Below are 16,358 nucleotides of genomic sequence, written 5' to 3'. Positions count from 1 at the left end.
CGTAACAAAAAGGGCCCTCATGAACCCCACCCTCGACCTCCTGCAAGCGCTCATCCGCCGCCCCTCCATCACCCCGGATGATGCCGGTTGCCAGGCGCTCATCGCCGCCCGCCTGCACGCGGCAGGCTTTACCATCCGCCACCTCCGCCTCGGCGACACCGACAACCTCTGGGCGACGCACGGCAGCGGCGCGCCGCTCATCGCCTTCGCCGGCCATACCGACGTCGTCCCGCCCGGCGAGCTTGCCGCCTGGACCTCGCCGCCATTCACGCCCACCCTCCGCGACGGCAAACTCTACGGACGTGGCGCCGCCGACATGAAAGCGGGCGTCGCCGCGATGACCGTCGCCCTGGAGCGCCTTGCCGCCACGCCGCATCCCGGCACCCTCGCCCTGCTCCTCACCAGCGACGAAGAAGGCGACGGCACCCACGGCAGCAAAGCCGTCCTTGCCCAACTCGCCGCCGAAGGCATCCACATTGACTACAGCCTCGTCGGCGAACCCTCAACCGCCGCCCGCCTGGGCGACCGCGCCCGCCACGGCCGCCGTGGCTCGCTGCACCTGCACCTCACCCTGCACGGCAAACAAGGACACGTCGCCTATCCGGCCAACGTGCGCAACCCCATCCACGCCCTTGGTGCGGTTATCGCCCGCCTCGCGGCGACCCGTTGGGACGATGGCAACGCCCACTTCCCGCCAACCAGCTTCCAGGTAAGCAACCTCGCGGCGGGCAGCGGCGCGGAAAACGTCGTCCCCGCCACCGCCAGCTGCAAAGCCAACTGGCGCTACAACACCGAACACAACCAGGCCAGCCTGCAAGCACAAGCGACCGCACTTATCGAAGAAACCCTGCAAGAGAGCGGCATCCACGCCGAATACCAATGGAAACTGTCGGGCGAACCCTTCCTCACCGAAAACGCCGCGCTGATTGCCGCCCTGCGCGCCGCCGTTGCCACCCACACCGGCGAAACCCTGCAACTGGACACCGGCGGCGGCACCTCCGACGCTCGCTTCCTCGCCCAATACGGCGCGGCGACCATCGAATTCGGCCCGGACAGCGCCACACTGCACCAAATCGACGAACACGTCCCCGTCGCCGACCTCGCGCCGCTTGCCGCTATCTACGAAGACACCGTGCGCAACCTGTGGCGGGAATGCCCGACCAGCTGAAAAGCACAAAAAAAACCGCCCTAACGGGCGGTTTCTATAACAAAGTCCCTACTGCGCGCGCGTAATACGATAAACGTGCGACAAATCATAAACCTTATAGCGCCCCGGCTCATTGCGCTGCTCACCCGCATAACTCAGCACCAAACCCTCGCTACGCGCATAATCCGTCCAATCCACAAAAACACCGCTATGCTCAATATCGCCGTAAGAATGGTTCACATAATAAAGCCAGTCGCCCGGCAAAAAAGTCGCCGGATCAGCATAAGGACCTGCTTTCGCATCACCAGAGAACACCATCTGCCGCCGCGCTTCGGGAATCCCGGCGCGATCAAAACCGGCATTCAAATAATCCCAACAGCCGCCGGGGATAATTTCACCACGATTCACCATCTGCCGCAGCGTTGAGAGCGCCTGGCGCGCGGGCGGTTGCGCCCTCGCCTCGGCATTTACAATCAGCGCCTGCTGCGCCGAGGCTTCCGCGGTCAGCGGCGGACGCACCGGACTGCCGCAACCGGTAATCAGGCCAAAAAGCCCTACAAAGCATACAATGTCCATCTTCATCCATTGCTCCTGTTAAAAACCGATGACAGCATACCAAAGCCAACTGGACGACAAAACCCGCCGCCTGCGCGCGCTGCTGGCACCATTCGCCGCGCCGGAGGCAGAAATTTTCCCTTCACCGCCTGAAGGTTACCGCATGCGCGCCGAATTCCGCGTCTGGCACGACGGCGACAATTGCCATTTCGCCATGACCGGCGCCGACGGCAAACCGCTGCGCATCGACACCTTCCCGCCCGCGCACGCAGCGATTAACCGCCTGATGCCGCGAGTGATTACCGCCCTGCACGACCGCCCTGCCCTACGCCACCGCCTCTTTCAGGCAGAATTCCAGACGACGCAGGCGGGCGAGACCATGCTCAGCCTCATCTACCACCGCCCGCTTGATGACGCCTGGCAAGAAGCCGCCGAAGCGCTTGCCGCCGAACGGGGCGTGCATCTCATCGGCCGCGCGCGCCGCGAAAAACGCATCATCGGCCAAGACCACATTACAGAAACCTTCTGCGTTGGCGGACGCGACTACCACTACCGCCAATACGAAAACAGCTTCAGCCAGCCCAACGCCACCGTCTGTCAGCACATGCTCGACTGGGCGACAGCGCAGGCGGGCAGCCGAGCCGATCTGCTCGAACTCTACTGCGGCAACGGCAACTTCACCCTGCCGCTCGCCGCGCGCTACCGCCGGGTGCTGGCGACCGAAGTCAGCAAAAACGGCATCCGTGCGCTGCGCGCCAACCTCGCGGAAAACGGCATAGAAAACATCGCCGTCGCCCGCCTCTCCGCCGAAGAACTGGGCGAAGCGCTACGTGGCGTGCGCCCCTTCCGCCGCCTGCAACAAGACGGCATCGACCTCGCCACCTACGATTTCGACACCGTCTTCGTCGATCCGCCGCGCGCGGGCATTGACGCGGCAACACTCGCCCTCATCGCCCGCTACCCGCGCATCCTCTACATCTCCTGCAACCCGGAAACACTCGCCGACAACCTGCACACCCTCAGCCAGACGCACCGCATCCGCGCCTGCGCGCTCTTTGACCAATTTCCGTTTACGCCACACATCGAAAGCGGCGTGGTGTTGGTGCGTAAATAAAAAAACCGCCATCATGATCATGAACAACAACCCCTATCAGGTGGCGCTCGCCGCTATCCTGCCCCGACAAGCCACCAATATCGCTCGTCATACCCTCGCCAGCGGTGAAACCGTTTGGGTACGTAAAGCAGGGAAAAGCATCCCGCAGTGGCGCTATACCCTAATCGGCTACTTCGCCGCCATTTTCCACCTCAATGCGCTCAAACCCGTGCCCAACCACGGCGACCGCGCCGTCATCGCGACCAAGGCCGAGCGCCTGCAAATCCTGGAAGCGCACGGCGTCCATGTGCCGCACCTGCTCGCGCGCAGCGCGGACGGCATCATGTTTACTCATCTTGGTGAACACACCCTGCTTGAGTGCATCGAGCACGAAACTGACGACCTCACCCGCTGGCAACAGGGCCTTGATGCCATCCGCGCCGTGCATGAACACGGGCAATACCTGAGCGAGCCCTTCGCGCGCAACATCATCGCCTGCCCCGACGGCAGTACGGGATTCATTGATTTCGAAGAAGACCCCGGGCAGTATATGTCCTTTACCGCCTGCGAGAGCCGCGACTACCTCTGCTACCTGCAATCCACCGCCATCATCCTCAAACAGCGCGGCCACCTTGATGCTGCCGTCCGTCTGTGGCACGCCCACACTCGCACCTTGTCGCCCACCGTCGTGCACGACATTCAGGCCGCCGTGCGTCCGCTGCTGTGGATGCGCTGCCTGCATCACCCCCGCTGGGGCAAAGACCCGTTGCGTCTCGCTGCCCTTGCCGAACTGATTCACCTCGAACACCGAACATACGCATGAAATACCCCACAGACGTCTATACCGAAGCTGCCGTTGATCCTGACACCCTTGCCCATCTCGGCCCGCTTGCCCGCATGGCGGGCATCTGGCGCGGCGAAAAAGGCATGGACACCAATCCCAAAGCCGACGGCGCGCACCATGACCCCTACATCGAACACTACGAACTCCAGCCCATTGATGCCCAGACCAACGGCCCGCAGCTCTACTACGGCCTGCGCTATCACACCCATATCCTCCAGCCGGGCGGCGTCGAAACCTTCCACGATCAGGTCGGTTACTGGCTGTGGGAACCCGCCACTGGCAACGTTATCCTTACCTTGGCCATTCCGCGCGGGCAAACCGCGATGGCTGTCGGCAATGCTGCTGCCGACGCCACCACCTTCACCCTGCGTGCCGGGCGCGGCAGCCTTGAAAACGGCATCCTTTCCAACCCCTTCCTCGAACACGCCTTCAAAACCGAGAGCTATACCATCACCGTCACCCACCATCCCGACGGTAGCTGGAGCTATGAACAGGACACCGTGCTCATCATTCCCGACCGGGCACAACCCTTCCATCACACTGACCGCAACACCCTCTACAAAATCGCCGAACCCACCCCCAATCCGACCGCCCGCGCGGCGATAAAATAAACCGTCGCAAACATTGAACCATCCCCTAAAACCCCAAGAGAGGCATCCATGACCCACCGCATCTACAACTTCACCGCCGGACCCTGCACCCTGCCGCTTGCCGTCCTCGAATCCGCCCAGGCTGAACTGCTCGACTTCCAGGGCTGCGGCATGTCCGTGCTGGAAATCAGCCACCGCAGCAAACGCTTCGAAGCCGTGCACGAAGAAACCCTGGCGCTCGCGCAAGAACTCATTGCCGCACCCGCCGACTTCCAGCCGCTCCTGCTTGCTGGCGGCGCGCACCAACAATTCGACATGATCCCGCTCAACCTGCTCGCCGACGGTGGCAGCGCCGCCTACATCAACAGCGGCATCTGGGCGGAAAAAGCATTGAAAGAAGCACAACGTGTTGGCGATGCCCGCGAAATCTGGACGGGGCGCGATAGCGGCTTCACCACCCTGCCGGATGCCCTGCCGCCGCTGTCCGCCGATTGCCGCTACCTCTACCTCACCAGCAACGAAACCATCAGCGGCGTGCAATACCGCGACTACCCGACCACCGTCTCAAGGAAGAACAGTACCGCCTGTGGCTCAGCGATCCGCTGGCGCTGTACGGCGTCGAGAACGCCAAGCTGGCTCCGGGCTACCAAGCCCCAAGCAGCCCAAAGAAAAGATAGGAAAGAAGAAAACCAATGGCCAAGACACTTGAAGCCCACGACAAACTGATCAGGGCGATTTTCGAAGGCAGCTACCAGTTCGAGATTCCGGACTACCAGCGCCCTTACGCCTGGACAACCGAGCAGGCCACAGAGCTGTTCGATGATCTGTACTCGGCGATGCAGGACGCGCGTGCTTCGGGGGCCAGCAGCCAATACTTCCTCGGCAGCATCGTTCTGATCAAGAACGACCGCGACCCCAAGGCGATGGTGGTTGACGGCCAGCAGCGGCTTACCACGCTTACCATCCTTTTCGCGGCCTTGCGCGCGGCGTGGGAGGCCGCAGGCTACCCGCAAGGCGTGAGGAGCGTGACCCCTTTCCTCTACGAAGAGGGGGACGAGATGCTCGGCAAAGCCACCGGCTACCGATTTATTGCCCGCGAGGAAGACGCCGACTTCTTCCGCACCAATATTCAGGAGCCGGGTGGCATCGCCCAGCTGGTTGCCAGTACCGATAAGTTGGAAGACAGCCGTCTACGCTACCGCGAAAACGCCACGCTGCTGCTTGAAAAGGCCAAGGCGCTGTCGCCAGATGACCGTAACGCCCTTTGGAAATTCCTCGCCAACGACTGCTCGCTGGTCGTTATCTCCACGCCCGACCTCGAAGCCGCCTACCGCATTTTCTCCGTGCTCAACAACCGTGGGCTCGACCTTGCGCCTATCGACATCCTCAAGGCCGAAGTGCTTGGCTCGATTCGCCGCATGGGCGGCGAAGACAAGGCGCGCACCTACTCGAAAAAGTGGAGCGAGATCGAAAGCCAGCTGGGCCGCGACGCCTTTGGCGACCTGTTCGCTCACATCCGTACCATCTACGCCAAGCAGAAGCAGCGGGCCACACTGGTCAAGGAGTTTCAGGAGCACGTCACCGAGTACAAGGCTCCCATCGACCTCGTCGACAAGGTCATCAAACCCTATGCTGAAGTGTGGGACTTCGTGCGCGATGCAGACTTCGAGGCCACCGAACACGCCGAGACGATCAACGAACACCTGTCTTGGCTCAACCGCGTGGATTTCAAGGACTGGGTGCCCCCGGCACTGGTCTACTTCAAGCGTTTCCGGCAGCAACCCAAACGGCTCGCAGAGTTTTTCCAGTCACTGGAACGCCTGACCTATTTCCTGTTGGTCACAAAGGTGGGCATCAACGAGCGCATAGAAACCTACGCTGCGCTCACCAAGGAAATTGAACCGGAGGCCTTCAAGGGAGATCTGGCTGCGCTCACCACGCTGACACTGACAGACGCGCAAAAGCGCAAGTTTGTCGTGGCACTCGATGGAGACGTGTACGACGATCTGCCCAAGGCACGGATGGCGCTGGTCTTGCGCCTTGAGTCCTTGGTGCGCGCCCCCGGCGTGCAGCTTCAAGATGCCGTGTCTCTGGAGCACGTTCTGCCGCAAACCCCGCCCGACGGTTCGGACTGGATCAAGTGGTTTCCGGATGAAGACGAGCGCGACGGCTGGACGCACCGTCTGGCCAATCTGGTTCCGCTGGATAGGAACAAGAACTCGTCCGCCAGCAACTACGACTTTGCCAAGAAGAAGGACGCCTACTTTAAGGGCAAAGGTAAGGCCTCGCCCTTCGTGTTGACGCAGGAAGTCAGAGCAGAAAACGAGTGGACGCCCACGCTTCTGGCCGAACGCCAGAAACGTCTTGTGGGTGTCCTCGCAGAACATTGGAATCTCGCCGTCTCCACAGACACGGAGGCGAGCTGAGGAATGTATTGATGCAGAAGAAGCGACAACAAGACCAAAGCCAGATCAAGTGGATTTCCGACTTCATCTGGAACATTGCTGACAACCGTCTTCGCGACGTCTACGTGCGCGGCAAGTACCGTGACGTGATCCTGCCTTTCACCGTGCTGCGGCGGCTCGACGCCGTGCTCGAAGCGACGAAAGACGTGGTGCTCGAGCGCAAGAGGTTCCTGGACACCCACAAAGTGGCCGAGCAGGACGGCGCGCTGCGCATGGCGGCAGGCCAAGCCTTCTACAACGTCTCAGAATTCACGCTGGCCAAGCTCAAGGGAAGCAGCCAGGGCCAGCGCTTGCGCGATGACTTCATTGCATACCTGGACGGCTTCTCACCCAACGTGCAGGAGATCCTCACCAAGTTCAACTTCCGCAACCAGATCCAGAAGCTGGTGGATTCCCACGTCCTTGGTTACTTGATCGACGACTTCCTCGACCCCGAGGTCAATCTCGCGCCGCTGCCAGTAAAGGATGTCGACGGCCGCATCAAGCTGCCCGCGCTGGACAACCACGGCATGGGCACAGTGTTCGAGGAGCTGATCCGCCGCTTCAACGAAGACAACAACGAAGAGGCAGGCGAACACTTCACCCCGCGCGACGTGGTGCAGCTCATGGCCAAGTTGTTATTTCTGCCGGTGGCCGACCGGATCGAGTCCAGCACCTATTCGCTCTACGACGGCACCTGCGGCACTGGCGGCATGCTCACCGTGGCCGAGGAAGCGCTACACGAATTGGCTGAGCAGCACGGCAAGGAAGTGTCGATCCACCTGTTCGGGCAGGAGATCAGCGACGAAACCTACGCTATTTGCAAGGCCGACCTGCTCTTGAAGGGCGAAGGCGCGGAGGCCGAGAACATCGTCGGTGGCGCAGACAAATCCACCCTGTCCAACGACCAGTTCAGGAGCCGCGAATTCGACTTCATGATCTCCAACCCGCCCTACGGCAAGAGTTGGAAGACCGATCTGGAGCGCATGGGCGGCAAGAAGGAATTCAATGACCCGCGTTTCATTGTCAGCCACGCGGGCAACAACGAATTCAAGCTCATCACCCGCTCAAGCGACGGACAGCTCATGTTCCAGGTGAACAAGCTGCAAAAGATGAAGCACAACACGCCGCTGGGCAGCCGAATTGCGCTGGTGCACAACGGCTCCGCGCTGTTTACCGGCGACGCAGGCCAGGGCGAGAGCAACATCCGCCGCTGGGTGCTGGAGAACGACTGGTGTGAGGCCATTATCGCCCTGCCGCTCAACATCTTCTACAACACCGGCATCGCCACCTACATCTGGATGCTGGCCAACAAGAAGGCCGAAGCGCGGCGTGGCAAGGTGCAGTTGATCGACGCATCGCAGTGGTTCCAGCCGCTGCGCCGCAACCTCGGCAAGAAGAACTGCGAACTCTCGGCTGGTGACATCCAGCGAATCCTCGACCTCTACCTCGGCGAGGCGCAGGAAACCGCCGAGTCGAAATGGTTCGACACCGAGGACTTCGGCTACTGGAAGATCACCGTCGAGCGCCCGCTGCGCCTGAAAAGCCAGCTCTCCGACGAACGCATTGAGCCCCTGCGTTTTGCCTCCGGCGATGAGGCACTACGCGCCGAAATCTATGCCACCCATGGCGAGGCGCTCTACAGCGAGTTCGCCAAGCGCAAACAGGCCATCGAGGCGTGGCTGAGAGATGAGGACGAAAATGAAGACGACGACGGCGAAGACAGTGGCGATGACGGTGAAGCCACCACCAGCCGCAAGTCCGTGCCCGCCAAGCGCCGCAAGAAGTTGCTCGATGCCTCGACATGGCAGCGCGACAAGGGGCTGATGGAGGTGGCACAACGGGCGCAAAAGGCACTGGGCAGCGCCGTGTTCGACGACCACAACGAATTCCGCGCCCGCTTCGATGCGGCGCTCAAGGCGCAGGGCGACAAGCTCGGCGCGCCGGAGAAGAAGGCCATCTACAAGGCAGTGAGTTGGCGCGACGAAGCCGCGCCGCCGGTCATCGCTAAGCGCAGCAAGCTCAAGGCAGGGGAACACTTCGAGCCCGGCTTCGACGGTGCGTACCTGGAAACCGTGGGCAAGGATCGCTTCATGGTCGAGTACGAACCCGACAGTGAGCTGCGCGACACCGAGCAGGTGCCGTTGAAGGAACCAGGCGGCATTGACGCCTTCTTCGCCCGCGAAGTGCTGCCGCACGCACCGGACGCCTGGATCGCCACGGACAAGACCCAGATCGGCTACGAGATTTCCTTCGCCCGCTATTTCTACAAGCCCGTGCCACTGCGCACGCTGGCCGAAATCCGCGCCGACATTCTCGCGCTGGAGCAGCAAAGCGAGGGTTTGTTGCACAAGATCGTGGGGGTAGAAAAATAATGTTTGGCCCCTATCCGGATTACAGACGAACTGATTTGAAGTGGTTTGAATATTTGCCTGAATCGTGGGGAATCCTGCGTGCTAAGCAAATGTTCCGCTTGGTTATTGAAAAAGCGCCAGCAAATAACCAGATGGAGTTGCTATCTGTTTACACCCATATTGGCGTAAGACCGCGAAAAAGCCTTGAGCAACGCGGCAATAAAGCTTCTACAACCGATGGATATTGGGTTGTAAAAGAGGGGGACATAATTTGCAACAAGCTTCTCGCTTGGATGGGTGCTATTGGCGCCTCCCACTATCAAGGCGTTACCAGTCCAGCCTATGATATTTTGAGGCCAGTCAAGCCATGCAACACTGATTACTATCATTTCCTATTTAGAACGAAGAAGTATCTCCAGCAGTTCAAAATTAGGTCGAGGGGCATAATGGATATGCGCCTCCGGCTATATTTTGACCAGTTTGGGCAAATTCCAATTCCTGTCCCCTCGCGCTCCGAACAAGACCAGATCGTTGCCTACCTGCGCGCGCAGGACGCGTACATCGCCCGCTTCATCAAGGCCAAACGGGATCTGATCAAGCTGCTCACCGAACAAAAGCTGCGCATCATCGACCACGCAGTCACGCGCGGCCTTGATTCATCGGTAGCGTTGAGGCCGTCCGGCATCGAATGGCTGGGCGAGGTGCCGGAGCACTGGGAAGTGCAAAGGCTGAAGAACGTGGCCAACATGGTCTTGGGCAAGATGCTGACCACGGAAGCCAAGGCTGGCGATGGCGATTTTAAGCCCTACCTGCGCTCCACGAATGTGCAGTGGATTAAGCCAGATGTGCGCGACGTGAAGGAAATGTGGGTGGCCAAAGCTGAGATGGCGCAACTCCGCATTCGCAAGGGTGACTTGCTGGTCAGCGAAGGCGGAGAAGTTGGTCGGGCCTGCATGTGGAACGATGAACTGCCGGAGTGCTACATCCAGAACTCTGTGCATCGGGTTGCGGCCAAGCCGATGATGTTGCCGGAATTCCTGTTCCACCAGTTTTTCACCTATGGCAAGCGTGGCCGTTTCAATGCTATCGTGAACCGCGTCAGCATCGCGCACCTGACGCGCGAAAAGCTCGTGACGGTTCCGTTCACCGTCCCTCCCATCGAAGAACAAAAAGCCATCTGCCGCTGGATCACCGAAGAGTGCCAGCCGCTGGATGACGCTATTGCCCGCGCTGAAGAGGAAATCAAGCTGATCCGCGAATACCGCGACCGCCTGATTGCCGATGTGGTCACCGGTCAAGTGGACGTGCGCGGCTGGCAACCCGGCCCGGACGACATGGTGGACGACGCTCTGCTTTCCGCGCTGGGCGATGAAAACGAAGATGTGACCGAAGAGGAGGATGACGATGGCGAAGACTGACACCAGCGAGCGCTGGTTCGAGGCGCGCGTGGTACGCGGCTTGACCGGTGTGCCGCAGCCCGAGTACAGCCATGAGCTGGCGCCCACGGACTTCGCCGCCACCCACAACGGCTACGTGCAGGGCAAGCCCACCGAATACAACCGCGACGTGGCGCTGGATGTGGCGCAGTTGCTGGCCTTCTTGCAGGCTACAAGCCCCGAGGCGGTAGAAACGCTGGAGCTGACGGCGGAGGGCATTAAGCGCACCCAGTTCCTGCACCGGCTGCAGGGCGAGATCACCAAGCGCGGCGTGGTGGACGTGCTGCGCAAGGGCGTGAGCCACGGGCCGGTACACGTCGATCTCTACAAGCTGCTGCCCACGCCGGGCAATGCCGCCGCAGCGGATGCCTTCGGCAAGAACATCTTCAGCGTCACCCGGCAGGTGCGCTACAGCAACGATTCCGGCAACGAACTGGATTTGGTGATCTTCATCAACGGTCTGCCGGTACTGACGTTTGAGTTGAAGAATTCGTTGACCAAGCAAACCCTGGCCGACGCCATCGTCCAGTACCAAACCACGCGCAACCCACAGGAGCTGTTGTTCCAGTTGGGGCGTTGCGTGGCGCACATCGCAGTCGATGACGCGGAGGCCGCGTTCTGCACTGAGTTGAAGGGTAAGGCCTCGTGGTTTTTGCCGTTCAACCAGGGCTGGAACAGCGGCGCAGGCAACCCGCCCACCCCGGATGGTCTGAAGACCGATTACCTGTGGAAGCAGGTGCTGACCCGCGAGTCGCTGGCCAACATCATCGAGAGCTACGCGCAGGTGGTGGTGGAGGAAGAAGCAGACGCCAGCGGCAAGAAACGCAAGAGGCGCAAGCAGATCTTCCCGCGCTTCCATCAGTTGCGCACGGTGCGTGCGCTGCTGCGCCGTGCCCATACCGATGGGGTGGGCAAGCGCTACCTGATCCAGCATTCGGCAGGCAGCGGCAAGAGCAACACGATTGCTTGGCTGGCGCACCAGTTGGTGGAGCTGCGCCGCAAGGATGACCCGATGACGGCGCAGTTCGATTCCATCATCGTCATCACCGACCGGCGCGCGCTGGACACGCAGATCGCCCGCACCATCAAGGGGTACGACCACGTGGCGGCGATCTTCGGTCACTCCGATAACGCGCAGGAGCTGCGTGAGTACCTGCGCCGTGGCAAGAAGATCATCGTCACGACGGTGCAGAAATTCCCGTTCATCCTTGATGAGCTGGGCGACCTCTCCGGCAAGAGCTTCGCGCTGTTGATCGACGAAGCGCATTCCAGCCAAGGCGGCAAGACCACAGCGCGGATGCACGAAGCCCTCGGCGGCAAGGCTGTCGAGGAGGCGTTCGAAGAGGACGGCACGCAGGATGCGGTCAATGCCGAAATCGAGAAACGCATCGCCTCGCGCAAACTTCTGGCCAACGCCAGCTACTTTGCGTTCACTGCCACGCCCAAGAATAAGACTCTGGAGTTGTTCGGCGAGAAGACCCTTGTCGGCGATAAGGTGCAGTTCCGCTCGCCCGAAGAACTGACCTACACCACCAAGCAGGCCATCCAGGAGAAGTTCATCCTCGATGTAGTGGAGAACTACACCACCTACGACAGCTTCTACCAAGTGGCCAAGACGGTGGCGGACGACCCGGAGTTCGACAAGGTGAAGGCGCTGAAGAAGATTCGCCACTACGTCGAATCGCACGACAAGGCCATCCGCCGCAAGGCCGAGATCATGGTCGATCACTTCATCGCGCAGGTGGCGGGCAAACAGAAAATCGGTGGCAAGGCGCGGGCGATGATCGTGTGCAACGGCATCGCGCGGGCCATTGACTACTGGCGCGAGGTGTCGGACTATCTCACCCAGATCAAGAGCCCGTACAAGGCGATCGTGGCGTACTCGGGCGACTTCGAGATTGGCGGGCAGAAGAAGACCGAGGCCGATCTCAACGGGTTTCCGAGCAAGGACATTCCGGCCAATCTCAAGCAAGACCCGTATCGATTCCTGATCGTTGCCAACAAGTTCGTCACCGGCTTTGATGAACCCTTGCTGCACACGATGTACGTGGACAAGCCGCTGGCGGGCGTGCTGGCGGTGCAGACCCTGTCACGCCTGAACCGGGCGCATCCACAGAAGCACGACACCTTCGTGCTCGACTTCGCCGACAACGCCGAGGCAGTGAAGGCGGCGTTCCAGGATTACTACCGCGCCACCATACAGACCGGTGAAACCGACGCCAACAAACTGCACGACCTGAAGGCTGAACTCGACGGGCAGCAGGTGTATAGCTGGCAGCAGGTGGAAGACTTGGTGACGCTTTACTTGAGCGGCGCAGACCGGGACAAACTCGATCCGATCCTCGATGCGTGCGTGGTCGAGTACACCGACCAGCTCGGCGAGGACGATCAGGTCAAGTTCAAGGGGAAGGCGAAGGCCTTTGTGCGCAGCTACGGTTTCCTCGCCGCGATCCTGAGTTACGGTCACCCGATGTGGGAGAAGCTGTCGATCTTCCTGAACTTCCTCATCCCGAAGTTGCCCGCGCCCAAGGAAGAAGACCTCTCCAAGGGGGTGCTGGAGACCATCGACATGGACAGCTATCGGGTTGAGGCCAAAGCAGCGCTGAAGATGGCGATGGACGATGCCGACGCTACCGTCGATCCGGTGCCTTCTGGCGGTGCAGGCGGCCAAGGTGAGCCTGATATTGACCGTCTTTCCAACATCATCCAAACCTTCAACGACCTGTTCGGCAATATCGAATGGAAGGACGAGGACAAGATTCGCAAGGTCATCGCCGAGGAAATCCCGGCAAGGGTGGCGCAGGACAAGGCCTACCAGAACGCGCAGGCGAACTCCGACAGGCAAAACGCCAGGTTGGAGCACGACAAGGCGTTAAACCGCGTGGTGCTGGAGCTGCTGTCCGATCACACCGAGCTGTTCAAGCAGTTCAGCGACAACCCCAACTTCAAGCGCTGGCTGACGGACACCGTTTTCGATGCGACCTATCAGCAGGGCGCGATTCCGCCGAAGGCTCCGCCACAGACTGGAGCGTCAGCATGAGAACGAATTGGTGCGGGAGGACGTGATGACTGGGACATCGCCAGAGGATCAAGCCAAGATTTCTGCGCTTTGCAGAGAGGCTGAGCGACTGGAAGAAGACGCCCTGTATTCGAGCAAGGGGCATTTCAACGCCGAAGATACATGGGTTCGGCGCAACTACTGGCTGGGTGTGCCTGCAACCGCTCTTGGTGCGATTGCAGGTGCAGCTCTGGTTAAAAGCCAACCCGAGTGGGCCAGTGCCTTCACCTTGCTGGCGTCGCTGCTGACGGGGTTGATGACCTTTCTCAAGCCGAACGAGCGCGCTGCAATGCACCGGGCAGCTGCCGGACAGTTCTTGGCTCTTCGAAATGAAGCCCGCTTTTTTCGCGAGATCGAACTGCTTGAGACAGATCGGCTGGACGAGCTTCCTGAGAGATTGAAGGCGCTTTCCTCTGCACGCAATGAGCTGAACCAGAAGAGCCCGAGTATTCCAAGGCGCGCATTTGTCGCAGCTCGCAAAGGGATCAAAGAAGGCGAAGCCACCCACAAAGTAGATAAGGAGAAATGACAGAATGTCGGTATTGAGTTTTCTGACGGACACGGCCAGTAGTGCCGTGCTCTCCACAGCTGAGCAGTCGTTGATCACGACATCGATCTCCACATTGCAAACCCGGCTTGGCCAGCATTTCAGCAGTGGCGTAATCAAGCAGCACTTCCGCTTCGGTTCGTCGACTCGAGGCACGATTCTTCCGCGCTCTATGGATGAGCGTTCGGATATTGATTACATGATCGTGTTTAGCGAGAACAACGCCACGCCTCAGACTTATCTGAATCGGCTGAAGGCTTTTGTCGAGAAGTACTACAAATCTTCGGATATCCGCCAGTCCAGTCCGACCATTGTCCTGGAGCTGAACCACATCAAGTTCGACCTCGTTCCCGCAACTACGACCTGGCTCGGCGAGCTGCAGATTCCCAACGGGTCAGGTGGTTGGATGACCACGAATCCGAACGACTTCAACGCCACACTTGAAGCAAAGAACAAGGACAACAACTCTTTGATCAAGCCAACTATTCGTCTGATGAAATATTGGAATGCGGCCAGCGGATTTCCATTCGATTCATTTGCGATGGAGAAGTGGATTTGTGGCCAGGGCTTTTGGTTCCAGTCGAATCAAAAGGACTACCTGTTTTCGGTAATCGACAATCTGAGCACCGACTCGTCTTACTCGCAACGAGTCAATAATGAAATCACGCGTGCAAAAACTATTGTGACCAAGGTCAGGCAATGCGAGAAAGACCAGATGCCGGTAACGGCTGAGAACGAAATCAAGAAACTTTTCCGGCTCTGAGGGGGAGACATGGCACTCAATCTTGCAAAGGCCGTCATTGGCTACCTGAAGGATCGGCCCGAGCAGAAATTCACTGCACGGCAGATCGCCGAGTGGGTGTTCGCTTCATACCCGGATGAGTGCCAGGAAAAGCGTGCTAACAGCCGTGGCGACTACATAAAGTCCGATGCGGATTTGGTGCAGCAGCTAGTTGCAGAAATCAGCTCGCAGCGCCCGCGTATGCAAACGAAGCATCCGGGACTCAAAACGACAGAAGGACGGCCGCGCCGTTATTACTTTTCGGAGCGCTCGGACAGCGCCGAAGTGGCGGCTGCCGAAAGCGAGGGGACATCGACGACTGCAGATGCGAGTATTTTGAAAATTGACGAGCACGCGCTGTACCCGCTGCTGTCGCAATACCTGTGGGAGGAGTTTGGCGTATTCTCCAAGCGCATCGATGAGAAGCGTTCATCGAATAAGCGCGGCCCGAACGGGAACCGCTGGCTTTACCCGGACGTGGTTGGCATGGAAGACTTGGGTGCGGACTGGCATCAGGAGGTACGGGACTGCGTCAACCAGTATTCCGACAAGCGCACCAAGTTGTGGTCGTTCGAGGCCAAGCTGTTGATCAACCGTTCGAACGTGCGCGAGTGTTTTTTTCAGGCAGTGTCGAATTCTTCGTGGGCCAACTTTGGCTATCTGGTGACGGCGGAAATCGGCGGCACCGATACGCTGAAGGAACTGCGGATGCTGTTCGCCGCCCACGGCATCGGTTTCATCAAGCTGGACGTGGACAACCCTGCCGACAGTCAGGTCCTGATACCGGCCCGCGAGCGTGACGAAATCGATTGGGACATGGCCAATCGGCTGGCCACAGAGAACCGGGATTTTCTGGAATACGTGAAGCTGGTGAAGCAGTTCTACCAGACCGGCGAAGCGCGCCCGGCTGACTGGGACGTTCCGAAACTGGACGATTGATCATCTATAGTCAAATTGCTAATAAAGAGTAACGAGAGTAAAGAACCAAAACAGCAGGGCATTCACATCAGCCAACCGCCATTGTTTCCTCAACCGTTTGATCCATGCTCATGTCTTCTCTATCGGGTTGAAATCCGGGCTATAGGGTGGAAGCCACAGCACCCGTATGTCCCTCAGTCTGCAACGCATCCAGCTACCCGGGTGAGCGCGTTGCACCCAGCGCCAGCAACCGCCTGCGGACGGTTTTTTTGTGGCCGCTTGGCACTCAGTCGCCACCGCTACAGGAGTTGCTAGCCACAAACGACCGCCTCTAAACCTGCGTTAGCAAAGGAAATGACCTTGGGAACGATCGCGTGGCCACCAGAGAAAACGGAGAACAGAGAGGCGTCGGTGGGGGGCAAAAACGCCGACTTCGCGGGGGCGGCGCTCGCGAGGCAAGGCCCGGAAACCGCGCCAACACTGGGGGAACGGGCAAAAAAAATCCCAACCGATGAGTGGTTGGGATTTTGGGTATTGGTGGAGGCGGGGGGATTAAATCTTTCTTATTTATAGGCATAAAAACAGTAGGTT

12 protein-coding genes and 2 pseudogenes are annotated in these 16,358 nt (G+C 59.6%); 13 read left to right on the top strand and 1 reads right to left on the bottom strand.

Annotation, left to right across the window (positions count from 1 at the left end):
* Nucleotides 1-19: 19 nt before the first annotated feature.
* Entirely contained in the window at nucleotides 20-1,168 is a 1,149-nt protein-coding gene (dapE, locus tag EL199_RS08460; RefSeq protein WP_004142318.1) for a succinyl-diaminopimelate desuccinylase, read from the top strand.
* 48 nt (nucleotides 1,169-1,216) lie between these two features.
* Here dapE and EL199_RS08455 read toward each other — a convergent pair whose 3' ends face one another.
* Complete coding sequence (locus EL199_RS08455) at nucleotides 1,217-1,729, bottom strand: hypothetical protein (RefSeq protein ID WP_004142319.1); 513 nt, start codon at nucleotides 1,727-1,729, stop codon at nucleotides 1,217-1,219.
* Nucleotides 1,730-1,751: 22 nt separating this feature from the next.
* Between EL199_RS08455 and trmA the strand changes: the two genes are divergently transcribed.
* The 12 genes and pseudogenes from trmA to EL199_RS08395 all read left to right on the top strand — a co-directional run bounded on the left by trmA (nucleotide 1,752) and on the right by EL199_RS08395 (nucleotide 15,788).
* Nucleotides 1,752-2,816: a tRNA (uridine(54)-C5)-methyltransferase TrmA gene (gene trmA / locus EL199_RS08450; protein ID WP_004142320.1), complete on the top strand. Its 1,065-nt coding sequence runs from the start codon at nucleotides 1,752-1,754 to the stop codon at nucleotides 2,814-2,816.
* A gap of 19 nt (nucleotides 2,817-2,835) precedes the next feature.
* A complete protein-coding gene (locus tag EL199_RS08445) occupies nucleotides 2,836-3,618 on the top strand; it encodes a BUD32 family EKC/KEOPS complex subunit (protein WP_004142321.1) in 783 nt (260 codons plus the stop codon).
* The gene (locus EL199_RS08440) at nucleotides 3,615-4,250 is read left to right on the top strand and encodes an FABP family protein (protein WP_004142322.1); all 636 of its coding nucleotides are present in this window, start codon (nucleotides 3,615-3,617) and stop codon (nucleotides 4,248-4,250) included. Before EL199_RS08445 ends, EL199_RS08440 begins: the two co-directional genes overlap by 4 nt.
* 48 nt (nucleotides 4,251-4,298) lie before the next feature.
* Nucleotides 4,299-4,760: pseudogene (locus tag EL199_RS08435) on the top strand (aminotransferase class V-fold PLP-dependent enzyme); the annotation flags it as partial.
* A 20-nt stretch (nucleotides 4,761-4,780) separates the two neighbouring features.
* A pseudogene (locus EL199_RS13680) lies at nucleotides 4,781-4,906 on the top strand (WYL domain-containing protein); the annotation flags it as partial.
* A 15-nt stretch (nucleotides 4,907-4,921) separates the two neighbouring features.
* Nucleotides 4,922-6,655, top strand: a complete 1,734-nt coding sequence (locus EL199_RS08425) for a DUF262 domain-containing protein (protein ID WP_004142324.1) — start codon at nucleotides 4,922-4,924, stop codon at nucleotides 6,653-6,655.
* Between the two features lie 11 nt (nucleotides 6,656-6,666).
* Nucleotides 6,667-9,048, top strand: coding sequence for a type I restriction-modification system subunit M (locus tag EL199_RS08420; protein WP_004142325.1), 2,382 nt, complete (start codon nucleotides 6,667-6,669; stop codon nucleotides 9,046-9,048).
* Nucleotides 9,048-10,445, top strand: a complete 1,398-nt coding sequence (locus EL199_RS08415; protein ID WP_004142327.1) for a restriction endonuclease subunit S — start codon at nucleotides 9,048-9,050, stop codon at nucleotides 10,443-10,445. The genes EL199_RS08420 and EL199_RS08415 overlap by 1 nt, the downstream gene beginning before the upstream one ends.
* A complete protein-coding gene (locus EL199_RS08410; RefSeq protein WP_126316055.1) occupies nucleotides 10,432-13,503 on the top strand; it encodes a type I restriction endonuclease subunit R in 3,072 nt (1,023 codons plus the stop codon). Before EL199_RS08415 ends, EL199_RS08410 begins: the two co-directional genes overlap by 14 nt.
* A gap of 25 nt (nucleotides 13,504-13,528) precedes the next feature.
* On the top strand, nucleotides 13,529-14,050 hold the full coding sequence (locus EL199_RS08405) for an SLATT domain-containing protein (RefSeq protein ID WP_004142331.1): 522 nt from the start codon (nucleotides 13,529-13,531) through the stop codon (nucleotides 14,048-14,050).
* Between the two features lie 4 nt (nucleotides 14,051-14,054).
* Nucleotides 14,055-14,831, top strand: a complete 777-nt coding sequence (locus tag EL199_RS08400; protein WP_004142334.1) for an SMODS domain-containing nucleotidyltransferase — start codon at nucleotides 14,055-14,057, stop codon at nucleotides 14,829-14,831.
* Nucleotides 14,832-14,840: 9 nt separating this feature from the next.
* Complete coding sequence (locus EL199_RS08395; protein WP_004142335.1) at nucleotides 14,841-15,788, top strand: COG2958 family protein; 948 nt, start codon at nucleotides 14,841-14,843, stop codon at nucleotides 15,786-15,788.
* Nucleotides 15,789-16,358: the final 570 nt, after the last annotated feature.

The organism is Cardiobacterium hominis, assembly GCF_900637305.1.
Taxonomy (GTDB): Bacteria; Pseudomonadota; Gammaproteobacteria; order Cardiobacteriales; family Cardiobacteriaceae; genus Cardiobacterium; species Cardiobacterium hominis.
Note: the sequence above shows the minus strand (reverse complement) of the source record. Positions and strands in the feature narration are given on the sequence as shown.